The sequence below is a fragment of the Cecembia rubra genome (genome assembly GCF_003014575.1).
GTDB classification, from domain to species: domain Bacteria; phylum Bacteroidota; class Bacteroidia; order Cytophagales; family Cyclobacteriaceae; genus Cecembia_A; species Cecembia_A rubra.
Window position 1 is genome coordinate 85,246 of record NZ_PYGF01000009.1, and the last position, 15,575, is coordinate 100,820.

Consider the following 15,575-nt stretch of genomic DNA (forward strand, 5'->3'; position numbering starts at 1 on the left):
ATTCATAGCCTGCTTGTACCTTCCTCAAGATTTACTTCGTAGAATTTTGGAGTTTTTTTAAATTTATCAGCATAGGATGCTGTAATTGTTTCTTTGAAAATTTCTACGCTTTCTTTCTTCAGGATATTGATGGTACATCCCCCAAATCCTCCTCCCATCATTCTACTTCCTAACACATAATCCATAGGTTGGGTCATTTCTACTAAAAAGTCCAATTCAGTACAGCTTACGCTATATTTTTTACTCAATCCTTCATGGGAAGCATACATCAGTTCGCCTACTTTTTTCAAGTTTCCTTCCTTTAAGGCTTTTGAGGTGTCTATAACCCGCTCATTTTCCTCGATGATAAATTCACCCCTTCCCAGTACTTCTTCATTAATATATGCTTTTAACTGATCTAAATCCTTTAACCTCAAATCCCTTAAGGATTTTACCCCTACAAGGTTTTGTTGTGCCATCAATACTACTTCGGCGCATTCATTTCTCCTTCGGTTGTATGCAGTATCAGCAAGAGAATGCTTGACCTGGGTGTCCACTAAAAGGATTTGATAATCACCAAGATCAAGTGGGAAATATTCATAGGACAAATCCCGGCAATCTAGTCGGATTACATGGCCTTTTTTGCCCATAACGGAGGCAAATTGGTCCATGATGCCACATTGAACGCCGGCAAATAGGTGTTCTGCTTTTTGGGCGTAATGCACAAGGGATAGTCTTGGAATGTCAAAACCAAAAAGTGAAGCTAAAGCAAAACCAGCTGCACATTCCAGTGCAGCGGAAGAAGATAGACCGGCACCTACAGGGATATCTCCTCCAAATACCATGTCAAATCCCTTAACTTGGTAACCTGCCTGCTGTAATTGGGCTGTTACACCCATGATATAGGTAGCCCAATGGCCTTTTTTAGGAGAAAAAGACCGAATGTCAAAGGTAAATTCTTCTTGGAAATCAAGGGAATAGATTCTTGCATTCGATAGGCCATTTTCAGCAATTCCTACATACATTTTTTTATCAATGGCTGCAGGCATTACAAAACCTTCATTGTAATCTGTATGCTCACCGATCAGGTTAATCCTGCCTGGTGAATTGACGATTAGGGGTACTTTTTGGAATAAATCCTTAAATGTGGTTTCTATAAGTTTTCTCATATATTGCGCAATAAAACAAATAGATTTATCGAAAAAAAATATTTTTATACCATAGTCAAACCTAATCCTGCCTAATAATAGCCACACTTTTTTTAAAATACCCAAGACCATAAGAAACTGTTAGGCTTCCTCCTTTTTCCCATTTGATATTCTCTTTGTTTGAAGTAATTCCAGATTTTGTAATATTAAGATTTGCCACGAAAACTCTTGAATAAGGAAACTCCTCTAGAAGTGTTACTGAAATCTTTTGTCCATGTTCATTGTGAACCAAAATGGGTATGCTTTCAGTCAGTGTTGGATCAAAATTCAATGGAGCTTCCAATCTTATTTCTAGTTTATTTTTAGAATTTACCGATAATGTTAGATATGTGTAATGATTAGCTGAATAGGCCATACTTGTATTAAAAGCAGTATTGAACTGAACCCAGCCTTCTGTCCAACCTAAATTGCCAACTTCAGGATGATTGGGATAATGAAATGATTTTGGAGAACCATCAAAAACGAATCGTACCTCTTCCAAGAGACCATATCCACCTTTATGGGCATTGTACCAACCCAAATCCACTCCTTCAATTTCTTCGGGGCCTCTATGTGAGAAATGTCTTCCTACTGGATTTTTTCCAAAAGCATTGTCAAAATGAGACCAAGCTAATATTTCCAGCTTTTGGTTTAATTCCTTATCTTCTACAATTGACATAGCTGAGAATACTGCTGCAGGAAATCCTAAAACATTTCCGGTCTCATTCCAGCTCGGAGGAACCCAGTCTTCATCGTCGCTGTATTTTCTAAAATCCCAATAGTTGTCTGACCTAGAAATGGCAATTTTGGCCCATTCAGTTACCTTTTCTTTTAATCCTTTAGGGGCGCGTTCCAGAAATTGACTATAAAAATAAGCAAACGCCCGCATGGTTATATGTTCTGATATGCGCTGTCCTTTGGTCACTATGGGATCCTTCCAATCCAGATTCTGGATCATCCATTCCATCTGATGATAAGCTGCCTCAAAATACTTTTCCGCATCCTGTTCACCTCGTTTTTTGGTGACTTCATACATCATCAGATTGGGTATGACCGAATATCCCGGAGGCATCTCACCTTTGGTGGTTCCCATTTGGGTTTTCAAAGTCAGTAAATTATGCTCAGGGCTGAGGTCGTACTGTGAGGTGGAGTTGGCGCTCACAGTGGTTTTTTCCCATTTTTTACGGGCATATTCATAGACACGGTCAAAATTTTGCTGAGGTAGCCATTTTTCCAAATAAGGCCAAGCATATAGAAAGTGCGCCAGTTCTGCCTTTTGCATCTCATGTTCCAGGCATTGGGAGATCTTCACATCTACATCCCAATGAATTAGCTTGATAAGATCAGGAGCATCCTCATGAAAAGGTTCCAATGCTCCCCACAAACCTTTATATTCATGGGGGAAAGTGGAGTTATGCACATAAGAAACCGTTTTTTCCATCCTCTCAAAAGCTCCAGGATTGGCAAGGTAAAGGGCCACAAGGCTTTGTAATGCCCAATTGAAAAAATCCCCGTCCCTCCATTCAAATGATAGAGGCCTTATTAAATTAGTAGAACCTATATAATGTCTGGCTCCTATCATAAAATCTACTATGTTGCGGTACGTTACCCGCTCCAACCAATAAGGTCCAATTCGGAAAGGGAATGATTCTTCATGTCCTGACACAATGATATATTCCTCTTGGGAATTGGGATTGAAATCAGAGAAATCTCCCTTCCCTTTTTCAATGAATCCCGAATAAAGCACTTTCCGGTCCTTGGCTTTAATGACTTCAAAAGGGGATTGGTCAGCAAGGCTAGGCGCAGAAAAGCGCTTAGGCCGATCAAGGTTGTAACCACTTTGGTTGACCAGAATTTTCCTGACTTCCATAGCAGTTGAATCCACGTACTGTTGGCCATAAGCCTCCAGTTCAGCAATTGACACACTTTCGTTTTTTCCCATCCACAGTCGAATTCGGTCCGTCAGAATTGGGGGTTCAAAGCCGACCACTACCCGATGGGAGGTATTGGAACTGATTTCTTTGACATTTCTCCAGGAACCGTTTAATATGGTCTGGATTTTAAAATCAGAAACAACAGAAGATCCTTCTGTCATGTGGATGAAAAGCTCGGTGATTTCAGTAGCCCCAGGAAGCTTGAGCATCAACCAAGTTTCTTCACTTTCAGCTTTATTTTTCCATGAACTTTCCAACCCAAACATCCCATCAGTTGCTTTGGAAGGCTCAAAACCCGACTGTGAAGAACTGGCGGTAGCTGTTCCAGTGAGAGCCAGATTGTTTTTCTGCTGACTCCAAGAATTTGGATTTAAGGCCAAATTGGAAACTAAAAACAGAAAACTGATTTTTTTCAAAAGGTATATCTTCATAAGCAGTGCTTAAATGTAAAAGTCAAGATATTGATTTAATTCAGATTCTTCTTAGGATTGTTTTCAAGCAAAACATCAGGTTTATACTTAAGGTAAGAGCAGGAACCAAGAATATCTAACTGTAAAAAGAGAATTAAGAATTTCATGGTTTTCAGGTTGAAGGGCATTACAAACTTTGATTAAATGATTAAGAATAACAGGCAATCCCAAACACACCCAAGGGTGCATTTTCGACTCTTTTTTCAAATTCAATCTTCAGTTTACGGCTTATCACAGGTTCAGGGAATCTGATCGATTGGATAGTTTGATGGTTTTCCTTGATGTGATAAAGGATCTTCCCTGATTCATTTTTAATTAAAATAGACTTCGTACAAAAAGGAATTTCATTTTCCGGATGCCCCATCAAGGTGGACTCCATAGGATGGTCAAAATCAGTATCTAAATAAAGCATAATAGTCGAAATTTTCTGCTTATTGGACCATTCCAGCATAATTGACGGACAAAGATCTCCAAGAGATGAAACCCATGCGTTGGGTTGTTTAGTAGGTCTAAAAAAACCATTAGTAATATTTTCAACCGAAAAAGGTTTGAGAGTGCCTTCTAATTCAAATGCTAAATTATGGCCTTGAGGCCTTCTTTCCGGTACCCAAAATTCAAACGAATCAATTCCTATTCCTGGCGGAGGATCCTGTCGACTACTCGTTGCTACCGATTTATTATACTTATTGAAAACTGTCAGCAGGCCGGTCATGCGGGTGTTGGAGCACTTTAGCATCACATCAGAATTAGCCATAAACGTGACAAAGACATATTGAGCGGTAGGTATTTCTTGGTCAAAAGAAAATGAATAAAAGTTTTCTCCGGGTTCAACTTCAATTTGCAGTCTCTCCAAAATAACCTCAGGAGTATAGTTTTCAGGCTTTTCACTAAGCCTCAACTCGACGTTTAGCTTAGATTTTACAGAAGACTTCACCTGAATTTTCATAGCCGGAACCCCTCCCGGCTCGACCGGGAGCATCTGAGCCATAGAGAAATCCAAAGGATACCAAGGACCATTAAAAGGAAGTCCAAATAATTCCAATTCCGAAGAACAAGTGATTTGCGCACTACGAACCAAGTCCTGATCATCCTCCAAATGGAAATTGGGGATGAATTGACCAGATTTGATGAGTCTTTTCTGGAGTTCTTTTATCCTATTCCCAACCAATAAATCTCTCGGAAGCAAATCCTGTTCTTTGCATAGGACAGCAGCCATGGCTACGGCTTGACCATTATGCCCACAGGTGGCCATCACCCGTGATGAACCAAATGCCACGTGAGTAGCACTGATCAGCCTTCCTCCTAAAAAGAGATTCTTAATGTTTTTTGAATACATCGTGCGGAAAGGTATTTGGTAAACACCTTTGCTGTGCCATTGCGTACAGCCCGGTTGATCTCCAAAAACTCCCTCAGCAGGATGCAAATCCAAGGCCCAACCTCCAAAAGAAACTGCATCGAAATGAGGTCTTTGCTCCACTACATCTTTTTGGTTCAGCATGTATTCTCCTTCAAAACGTCGGCTTTCCCTCTTCCCCGGTATTGTACCCACCCATTCCAGCGTCAAATTTTCGGAATCAGGGTACTCACCTGAATTTTTGATGTGATTCCAGATTCCATAAATGACTTTCCATAACTCCCACTTAATTTCCTCAGATTCATGGATGGTATCCCTTTTTCCTCCATATTCAACCCACCATAACCGGCAGCCAAATTCTTTTAAATTGAAAGTCTTAAATCTAGGCAGTTTTGTTATGTCAATGTCCGCAAATGAAGGTGGAACAAACCGTACAGGCTTGCCAGTGTCTTTGCTGTAAAAGTAAATTGAGTGTCCAAGTAGCTCCCCATAGCTTTGATCAGGAGCAAATCCTTCATCAAATTCCTCCTTTGATTCTGCTCCTATCCGGAAAGCGGCACCAGCCAAAAAACCTAAAATCCCGTCTCCGGTAGCATCCACAAAAAACTTTCCTGCAACTTGATATTCCGTTGAATTTTGTGAGCAAAAAGCGCGGACGGATTCTATTTGATCAACTTCGTTTTTCTGCAAATCATGAACTGCTGTATTGAGAAGTAGTTTGATGTTTGGCTCAATACTGACCTTTTCAAGGAGAATTGTATCCAAAATCAAGGGATTGCCTTCCGGATTACGGTAGAGATTTTCAACAAGAATTTCATCGATTACCCCTCCTTCTCTGGCCCAACGGTTGTTGTTTCCCATGTGAGATGTGGCCCCCAAAATCCATAATCTCACCTCGGAGGAAGCATTCCCTCCCAAAACCGGTCTATCCTGAATCAAAATTACTTTCAATCCTTGCCTAGCGGCTGTAATTGCACAGCAGGTGCCTGACAATCCTCCTCCGGCGATAACCAAATCTGAAGTTAGGTAATCTGTTTTTAAGATTCTTTTATTTTTTGAGAACTCAACTTTTTCCATATTTGAATTGCCCTTATGGGCGATTATTAGTTCTTTTGAAGTTTTTTTGTACTGCTTTTAACTACTTTCCCATACAAAATGGAGCCGAATCCTGAAATCAGAATTCCTAAACTGAGCAGGTAAATTGCTGATTCAACTGCCCATATTGCCAGTAGTCCAAAAAGGAATCCAATGACCAAAAGGGAAATACCGAGGACTTTTATGCCAAAGTCATTCTGCTCACTTTCAGCAAAAACTTCCAGTTCGGCTTGAATTCTATTTGCAGGCTCTTCGGATGGAATTAATACTTTGCCAAAGATCTCAACCAGAACCAACAGGATAATTGGCACCCCAACACCCAACAGTAATTCCTCAGTTCGATCCAATGAGAATTCAAAAACCATGGGAGTAATGAACTTAAAGAATAAATTGATTGTCAAACTCACGACCGTTACTCCCAAAATTGAATTTCCGCTCTGTTTTTTGGAAAAAAGTGCCCATATCGCAGGACCATATAGCGCCCCACCAGTAACTGCTGCAATACTCAGAACCACTTCCACTATTCCTCCTGCCAAGGGAACCAGAAATGCCACTCCTATGGTACCAAGACCAAAAAGAACGGTTGTTATTCTTGCGACAAGCATTAGCGTTTTTTCTGTGGAATTAGGCCTTAAAGGTTTAAAAATATCATTGGTCAATACGGCTGATGCCAGATTCAATGAAGTATTCACGGAACTTGCTGTAGCAAAAATCATCCCTCCCAACATCAACCCCAATACCCCAGCGGGCAACACTTGCTTGCAAATCATCAGATAGGCTCCTTCCGCCTCCAAACCTTGAAGTTCAGGATTCAAAACCCGATAAATCATTGGGGGAAGCATCCAGATCAAAGGACTAAACAGGTATAATACACCAAAAAGAAAACCTACCTTTCGAGAAGATTTGGCGTCTTTTACAGAAGTGTAACGTTGAACATAAGCCCAGTTACCGCCAATAAAGACAATATTATAGATGGTGAAAGCTACTATAAAAATTGCCGTGTATTGCCCATTGAACAAGTGAAAAAACGTATCAGGTGCTTTATCAATAAAATTTCCAAAGCCTTGGACTTCCTCGACAGAAAGCGGAATCACCAATAAAACTACTGCCGTAAGAATCACAAACTGCAAAACATCAGTAACTACCACAGCCCATAACCCACCCACTGCTGTATATATCAAGATCATACCTCCCAACAGAAGAATAGCTAAATTGATATCAAATCCCGTCGTTACATTGACAATTTTAGCTACTGGATAAAGGAAAGCCCCAGTATATCCCAAAGAGAGAAAAAGGAACAGGTAGGTATAATATTGTTGGATATTTTTTCCAAATCGATTGGTAAGAAATTCAGCTACAGTCAATGCTCTCGATTTCCACCATCTTGGTGCAATGAAATAGCCAATCACAAAACCGGCGATACACATGGACATCTGAATGGTAATCGCTACCAATCCAAATTGATAAGCTATAGATCCCCAAACTACAAATGTTCCGGCCGAGAAGAAACTCATGAACAGAGATAGCCCATTCATTGACCAAGGGACTGCTCCTCCTGCCGCAAAGAATGACTTCATATTAGTCCCTTTAGTGGCGAAGGATAAACCTGCGGCCAGAATGATCAGAGAAAAGATGATTATTGTTATGTAATCGATTTGCTGCATGGAGATTTCTAGCTTTAACTGGGGAGATTATCTTGTTGGATTTAAAATCAAACCTCCTGCTAACTTACCTTTCGAGGTAATGGAAGAAAGCCTGAATTCATAGTTGGAATTTAGATTTAAACCCTCAACAAAAGCGAATTCTGCAAGGGATTTGGAAATAGTTACTGACTTCCATGAGGAGTCTTTCGTTCCTGCTTCCCGGTATTCTAGGTAATAACCAAGGGCTTTTTTTACAGGCTGGAAATGAATTAAAGCAATTCCATTTTGGATGGTCACTCCATTTAAAATTGGGTCTTCAGGATTTGATTCATGATCAGAAAAGATCTCGTAAATGGGTGACCAATCACTATGATAATAATTATCCTTTACCCTTTGGATCTGGAAGTACCGCAAAGCATTGCTTTCTTCAAGAGGGATGAAAATCAATCCTGGATTAGTAGTAGTAATGACTTTACTTTTATCACCTAGATTTCTCTCTTTAGAATATCTGACACGGAATTGAAAGTCATCAACCTCAGTGGCGTATCCTACATAGAATCCGTTTTTCTCTCTTTGAATATGACGGATGGCAGGAGGGACTACCTTTTTGGGATCGACTTCAACTGTGCGTTTCAGAACTGTCGTTTCCCCTTTTGAATTTACTGCCAAAACTTCCAATTCATAAGGAGTAGAAAACTCCAATTCATTGATATCAATATAATTTTCATAGTTAGGCCCGATCTGCTTTACTTCCTCGCCTATTTTAATCCTTGCGATATGAAAATCAGAGGTCCTATTTTCACTCAAGAAAATACGAATTTGCGCTGACTTGGGCCGAATGTCATTTTGAAGCATTCTTCCTCCGAAAACACCCAATGGACTGATTTCTTTTGGAGATTTAAAATCGATAGATGCCTCTATTACCTGATCATTTTGGGGAGTCAGAATAAGCGCCTCAAGTTGTTGGGCCTCCAATGTTTCCCATGAAATACTTCTTTTTAAATTGGTTGATCCTGGGGTTATTTCAGGCAAATTTTCCCATCCAGATTCCAGCACTTTTCCATTTTGATCTTTTACCCGCCATACCAATCGATAGCCGCGAAGTGTATATGCCGGAAGATCAAAGGGACTTCTGGGAATTAAGGTGATTTCGGCTGAATTTGCAGTAGTACTTTTTGCTAATAAGTCTTGAACCGGAGCTAATTCTTTTCTGATGCTATAAAATGCTCGTTTCTTTCTTCTGTAGACATCTACAACACCCCATGATCGGTTTTCAGAAAACTCTTTGGTTCCAAAATAATTGCTTCTGTAATCATTGAAAGTCCAAAGTGAAGCTCCTACCAGGTAGGGTAATCCTCTTAGAGAGTTGATTAAAGATTTTGCATCAAAGTCCGAATTCAGATCTTCTCCGAATTGGGAAATCCCGTATTCTGAATAAAAAAGGACTTTGCCAGGAAATCTTCTGTGCTGGATTTCTGTAATCGCTCGAAGATCTGATCCATATTTATTGATCAATCCTAGATCGGAATGAATTAAAAAGTCATTTTCATTTTGGGCCGTGTGGGACACAGCTGTCACCAATCGTATAGAGTCGAGTGTTCTGGTAAATTCCACACTCTGTTTGACATACTCGAAAGTCTCCGGATAATGGCCTATTTCATTTCCCACGCTCCAGCCGATGATACTGGGATGATTGTATTGAGTCCCAATCAATCGGGTTAGCCATTCTTTAGCTATTTCCTTTTTGGGATCAGCCAAGGGATCAAAGCCCCATAACGGAATCTCAGAGATCGTCATCATCCCCCTTTCATCCAGGTAATCCAATACTTCCTTTGGCAATGGCAAATGAGAAAGTCTTGCCAAGTTTCCCCCTGCGGATTTCATCAGATCTACATCTTCCTTAATTCTCCAAAGTGGAAGGGTATTTCCGGTAATCCTATCATCAGGTACTAGATTAAAGCCCATTACCCGGATAGTTTCCCCATTAAGTAGGAGCTGTTTTTTGGATTGATCCACTTCGACTTTTCTCAATCCGAATCGCTCGACTGTCAAAGGAATTTCAGAGCCATTAATAATTACTTCAGAATTGTACAGGTGTGGGGAATCAAAATGCCATGGAAAAACCTCATTGCCATTTAATGATGATTTCAGAAAAAATTCATGGGCTGAACTTTCTGCTATTTTTTGATTAAAAGGGATTTTTTTGAGAATTACACCGTCTTTTTTAATTCGAATTTCTCCCAGGAGGTCAAGGTTTTGATCAGTAAGATTTTGGAACTTCAGCCGGAAATGTACTTCTGCGGACTTTTCTACATAATCAAAAAGTGGAGTAATGTGATTCTCCGTCAATCTAATTCCTTCGGAGGCCGAAAGAAATACTGATCTTCTGATTCCTCCCCAGTTCCAAATCGCCCCGATTTTTTTTGAATTATCCACCTGCACTGTGACATAATTAGGCTGACCAATCTGCACTAAGGATGTCATGTCAAATTCAAAGGGAAGGAAGCCACTATTATTCTTTCCCATGTATTTGCCGTTGATCCAGACAGTGGCATCATGAGAGACAGCCTCGAAATGGATCTTTATGTTTTTCCTATTCCAGTTTTGGGGAATTGTAAAGCTTGTTTGATACCAAGCTACACCAACATAATGTGCATATTCATTTCTTAGGTCCCAATTTCCTGGAACATCTATTTTGTCCCAAAGTATATCTCCTGAGCTTTGAGGTTCATACCATTTATTTTCCAGTCCCTGTTGGTAAGGATCAATTCTAAACGACCAAGAGCCATTTAAATCCAAATAAGAACTCTCGGCTTTATTTTGGGCAAATATAAATTGTGATGCAAATTGTGAGATTAAGAATAAAACGTAAATAGAATGATTGCGCCGATTTTTCATATGGATGAATTAGCTTTCTAAGTTGCAAGATTGAACTTAGGCAATTACCAATTTTTTTTAAAGTCTGTAGATGAGATTTTTCACCTCCAGAAGAATAATGATGGACTATTCCCAGGCGGGGTTTTGAACCAATTTTGGATTGGCCTGAATTTCATCCAAAGGAATAGGGAAATAACGGTGCTTAGCCATCGGAGTCCTTGTCGGAAATACATTGTTAGTTGCCAATGGCACAAGGGTTAGAAATTTTCCGGTCCTAGTCAGGTCAAACCACCTATCTGCCTCGGCAAAGAGCTCCCAGGATCTTTCTTGAATAACTGCATCTACGAATTGCTGTGCGGTCAGTCCTGATGGGAGGTTGTTTAATTTGGATCTTCTTCTGACGATGTTAATATATTCGTAGGCCTTTGATGTTGGCCCTGTAGCTTTGGCCTCAGCTTCTGCTGCAATAAGGTATACATCGGCCAATCTAATTATTGTCAAGTTTGTTTCGTAAGCACCACCTATGGAATTTGGATCCCGGAATTTTCTTACCAAAACACCCTCAGTCGTAATAGGGGTAATACTTGCTTGCGGTACAACTACCCCGGCTCTATTTATGAAAGAGGTTGCGAGGAGTTTTCTCCTATCATCATTAGGGTCAAAGGAGTCATAGAATTTTTGATAGGCAAACGCTGATCCAAAAGAACTGTTTCCATATTCTATCCCTTGGCTATTTGGTGGTCCAAAAAGTGAATGTACCTGACTACTTCTTCCGGGAACTGCTCTTATGCTTTCAAATGACCAAATGTTTTCAGCCCTCGCCATTGTCTCTTTTGTTACATCGAAGACATCTTCTATATTGTCCAGAAGCCTGTAGGAACCTGAATTGATTACAGACTCTGCCATTTGAAGGGCTTTGGTAAAATCTTCATTGTACAAAGCCGCTTTGGCAAATAGAGCCATGGCCGCTTCTTTGGAGGGCCTTCCGAATTGAGGCACTTGCTGACTGTAAGCAGGTAAAGCTTGAATAGCGGCATTCAGGTCCATATAAATCTGGGCATACACTTCATTTACTGAACTTTTCTCAAGATAGGCATCTGATTCACTCTGGCTTGGATTTATTTTTACCACTACTTCCCCAAATGTCTTAGTCAGCATCCAATGATAAAAGGCGCGCAAAAATAAGGCTTCGCCCAAAATGGAAGTCTTTCTGGCCTCATCCATAGCTATGGCAGGGACTTTGAAAAGCACCCAATTGGCACGCTCAATTCCCGAATAACAAGATCTCCATAATTGGACAGGGGACTCGAATTCTCTGGAAAAGCTTTTTTGAGCAGAGTAATTAGGATCGTAGGAAAACAAAGTGTAGGTATCTCTGGCTACAACTGGTCTGGGATATATCTGATCTGTGCAGAAATCTACGGAATGTACTGCAGCATTATACATCGTTGCGATTGGATCATATGCTGCTATCAATGCAGTCTCTGCATCCCCAGAAGTTCTATAGAAGTTTTCAGAAGTAATATTGGAAAAAACTTCCTCTTCGAGTTCACAGGAAACCAAACTGATTCCCAGGATTGAAATGAAGGTATAGAATATAATTTTTTTCATTGTCGTGAGATTTAGAAGGTGATTTGAATTCCTCCGATAAAGGATTTAGCAATTGGGTAAACGAGGTTATCTACACCAATTGCAACATTGGAACCTCCGAATGTATTGACCTCAGGATCAAATCCACTATAATTTGAGACTGTCAAAAGGTTATTACCGCTTAAATAGAACCTTACCTTCTGAATGCCTTTGAAATTGAGTAGAGAATATCCCAAGGTGATGTTTTTCAATCGAACAAATGATCCATCTTCCAAAAACCGATCAGATATCGGTAGCCTTCCTCCTTGAAATCCGCTTACATATTCTTCTGAAGGATTAGTCGGTGACCATCTGTTTTCCAATTGTTTGAGGACATTTCGTTGCCCAAGGGGATTTTCAAAAGTATAACGACTGATATTATATAAGTCATTTCCGACAGAACCTGATATAAAAACATTGAGGTCGAATCCTTTATAAGCAAAATTACTTGTGAACCCGAAAATAAAATCTGGATTAGGATCACCTGTAATAACTTGATCTAAGTTGGAGATGACACCATCATTATTAACATCTTTTACTCTATGCCCGCCGATTCGACCACCTGAACCTGGTAAAATTTGCTCACCTGTTTGATAGATGCCGTCAAATACAAAAGTTTTGAATACGCCTAGTGGGAAACCTACAGATACAACACTGTAAGGGGTCACAAATTGTTCGTCCACATCCCCATCCAAACTAACTACTTTGTTTCTGTTGAATGAGATGTTTCCAGCAATATCCCACCTGAAGTCTTTTTCAAGAAGGACAGCACTTACCGCTAACTCGAAGCCTTTGTTTTCTAATTCGGCAAAGTTTCCGATGATTGTCCCGTAACCTGAGCTAATCGGTAAATTTTTCAGATATAATAAGTCCTTTGTAGTTCTGTTATAATAATCCGCAACAATACTAAATCTGTCATCTAGAAAACTGATATCAATTCCAATGTTGGATTGATAGGACTTTTCCCATCTCAAATCTGGATTGGCTATCCCGTTAGGAGCGAGACCTGTAACAAAGGCATTACCCATGTTGTAAGATGAGCCTGGACCTACCGTTGCCAAAGATTGATAGGGGGAGATGGCTCCGGAATTACCTGTAATTCCGTACGATGTTCTTAGTTTGAAGTCAGAAATTATAGAGTTGGATTTCAAAAATGATTCTTCACTAATTCTCCATGCAGCTGATGCGGCAGGGAAGAATCCATATTTGTAGTTTTTCCCAAATTTGCTCGACCCATCAGTTCTGGCTATTAGGTCAAAAAACAGTTTGTCTTTAAAGCCATAATTCACCCTTGCCATGTAACTGTCCAATCGTTCTTTAGCGCGGAAACTGCTGGAAGTAAAATTGGCTGCGACCTGAAGGGCCTCATTGGTAGTGGCATCATTTGGAAACCCATTTCCGGATGCTTGATTGGTTCTTACTTGATCTGACTGAGTAGAAAAGACTCCCGTAACTCTTAGACTATGGTTGTCTCCAAGTTTCTTATTGTAGCTGAAAATGCTTTCGTGCAAGAGGGTACTCTGATCTCTGTTGAACTTTCTTCCAGAACCAGAAGTCGCATTTCTGTCTCCAAGGGCAATGATGGAAATAGGGGAATAAAAATCATTAAGGTCATTTCTAAGCACGGCGTTGAATGAGGCAGTATAGGTCAATCCTTCTGCCAGCTTGGCTTCCATGTAAAGATTGGATAGAACCTGTTGGATATTGGTTTTATTCAGAATCTTGGCCAATCCTAAAGGGTTAGTCACTTCACGATATCCACCTGATACCTGATCCCCAAACGGCCATACATTTCCATTGGAGTCATATGGTTTAAGGGTAGGAGGGGCACCTAAAGCCGCACCTACTATACTGGTTGTGATTGCACCGCCATCTAAACTTGTTGATCCAGTGGGGATGGTATTGTTAATGTTTTGACTGCCTAAAATACTTGTTCCGATTTTGATGCGATCGTTGATTTTATGGTCAAGGTTAATTCTAAGTGAATAGCGTAGGAAATCAGAGTTTATCAGGATTCCCTTTTGGTCAAAAAAGTTACTTGAAATGGCAAATTGAGTTTTTTCGTTTCCTCCCAAAAGGGAAAGTTGATGACTTTGAATAGGTGCATCTCTAAAAATATAATCCTGCCAATTGGTACCTACTCCTTCCGAAGAGGGATTGGGGAAAACATCTCTTCTAAATACCTCATTCTCCAACTCTGCAAACTGAGTTCCGTTCAGCACATCAATCTGCTTGGTAGGCTGTTGGATTCCGTAGTAACTGTCCAAGGAAAATACAGTCCTTCCTGCGCTTCCTCTTTTGGTAGTAATAATGACTACCCCATTAGCACCTCGGGCTCCATAAATCGCAGTAGAGGAGGCATCTTTGAGTACTTCAACTGAGGCTATATCATTTGGGTTAATGGTAGAAAGAGGACTAAGATCATTTACTCCACCTCCGTTATTAAATTGTACCCCATCCACAATAAATAGAGGTTCCGAACTTCCTCTGATGGAGTTTGTGCCCCTCACTCTCACACTCACATTTCCTCCTGGAGCAGCTGAATTTTGAACCACTTGAAGTCCTGCTACCCTACCTTGAAGCCCTTGGGCGACATTTGCGACAGGTGTTTGCATAATTTCAGTTGATTTTACAGAAGAAATCGCTCCGGTAGTTTCGATCTTCCTTTGTGTACCATAACCCACAACTATCACTTCTCCCAACTCATCTAAGTTTGGGACCATAGAGATAATAATCTCATTTCTATTATTCAAAGCTATTTCCTGTGAATAATATCCTAAATATGATACTATTAGAATCGCCGAAGGACTTGTGACGTTGATAGAAAATTTGCCGTCAATATCGGAAATAGTGCCCGCCGAAGTACCTTTTATCAAAAGATTTGCACCAGGCAAAGGCAATTGTTTTTCGTCCAACACTAACCCTTGCACCAATATTCCTTGGGCAAATGTTGCATGAATGCCCATACTTATAAAGTACAGTGCTAACAAGAGTAATTTATGTTTCATTATTTGATCATTTAGGTAAATTTTGGTGCTAGCATAAACTACAAGTATTAGAATTTGCTAGTTAATCGTTAAACAAAATTTTATTTAAATGTATGCATAAAAAACAATTTAAAAATTCAAAAAAATGAATAAAAATGAATTTTTATACCGTAAACGTTATCGATAACGTTTACATTTATCAATTCGGAAATTAACTCACGGATTTGTTAACGATTTGTTAATTGAAATTTTTCTATCCTTAGCTTTTTTTGAGCATTTCCGATTAGTGTCTAGCAATAGAATCTTTTGATATGAAAAAAATTAATAAAAAGGTCTCAAGGAATAGGGAATTAACTGATCTTAAGAGTTGGTAATCAATTTAATTCGATCGATATTAGTTCGGCGGATGGAAACAACAAG

At 39.9% G+C, this 15,575-nt stretch carries 7 protein-coding genes; all 7 read right to left on the reverse strand.

The window, feature by feature from the left end; all coding sequences use genetic code 11:
- Positions 1-2 precede the first annotated feature (2 nt).
- Positions 3-1,148 (reverse strand): galactokinase, encoded by a 1,146-nt coding sequence (gene galK, locus CLV48_RS15260; RefSeq protein WP_106568164.1) that lies wholly within the window; start codon positions 1,146-1,148, stop codon positions 3-5.
- Positions 1,149-1,209: 61 nt separating this feature from the next.
- Positions 1,210-3,531: a discoidin domain-containing protein gene (locus tag CLV48_RS15265; RefSeq protein ID WP_106568165.1), complete on the reverse strand. Its 2,322-nt coding sequence runs from the start codon at positions 3,529-3,531 to the stop codon at positions 1,210-1,212.
- Positions 3,532-3,718: 187 nt separating this feature from the next.
- Positions 3,719-6,001, reverse strand: coding sequence for an FAD-dependent oxidoreductase (locus tag CLV48_RS15270; protein WP_106568166.1), 2,283 nt, complete (start codon positions 5,999-6,001; stop codon positions 3,719-3,721).
- A gap of 26 nt (positions 6,002-6,027) precedes the next feature.
- Complete coding sequence (locus CLV48_RS15275; RefSeq protein ID WP_106568167.1) at positions 6,028-7,683, reverse strand: sodium:solute symporter family protein; 1,656 nt, start codon at positions 7,681-7,683, stop codon at positions 6,028-6,030.
- 27 nt (positions 7,684-7,710) lie between these two features.
- A complete protein-coding gene (locus tag CLV48_RS15280) occupies positions 7,711-10,560 on the reverse strand; it encodes a glycoside hydrolase family 2 TIM barrel-domain containing protein (RefSeq protein ID WP_106568168.1) in 2,850 nt (949 codons plus the stop codon).
- Between the two features lie 105 nt (positions 10,561-10,665).
- A complete protein-coding gene (locus tag CLV48_RS15285) occupies positions 10,666-12,150 on the reverse strand; it encodes a RagB/SusD family nutrient uptake outer membrane protein (RefSeq protein WP_106568169.1) in 1,485 nt (494 codons plus the stop codon).
- Between the two features lie 11 nt (positions 12,151-12,161).
- Positions 12,162-15,176 carry a SusC/RagA family TonB-linked outer membrane protein gene (locus tag CLV48_RS15290; protein ID WP_106568170.1) on the reverse strand — a complete coding sequence of 1,005 codons (3,015 nt, stop codon included), beginning with the start codon at positions 15,174-15,176 and terminating at the stop codon, positions 12,162-12,164.
- Positions 15,177-15,575: the final 399 nt, after the last annotated feature.

Coding starts and splice junctions, on each gene's coding strand:
- CLV48_RS15285 (WP_106568169.1), bottom strand. CDS start 12,150: ATGAAAAAAATTATATTCTATACCTTCATTTCAATCCTGGGAATCAGT.
- CLV48_RS15290 (WP_106568170.1), bottom strand. CDS start 15,176: ATGAAACATAAATTACTCTTGTTAGCACTGTACTTTATAAGTATGGGC.
- galK (WP_106568164.1), bottom strand. CDS start 1,148: ATGAGAAAACTTATAGAAACCACATTTAAGGATTTATTCCAAAAAGTA.
- CLV48_RS15280 (WP_106568168.1), bottom strand. CDS start 10,560: ATGAAAAATCGGCGCAATCATTCTATTTACGTTTTATTCTTAATCTCA.
- CLV48_RS15265 (WP_106568165.1), bottom strand. CDS start 3,531: ATGAAGATATACCTTTTGAAAAAAATCAGTTTTCTGTTTTTAGTTTCC.
- CLV48_RS15270 (WP_106568166.1), bottom strand. CDS start 6,001: ATGGAAAAAGTTGAGTTCTCAAAAAATAAAAGAATCTTAAAAACAGAT.
- CLV48_RS15275 (WP_106568167.1), bottom strand. CDS start 7,683: ATGCAGCAAATCGATTACATAACAATAATCATCTTTTCTCTGATCATT.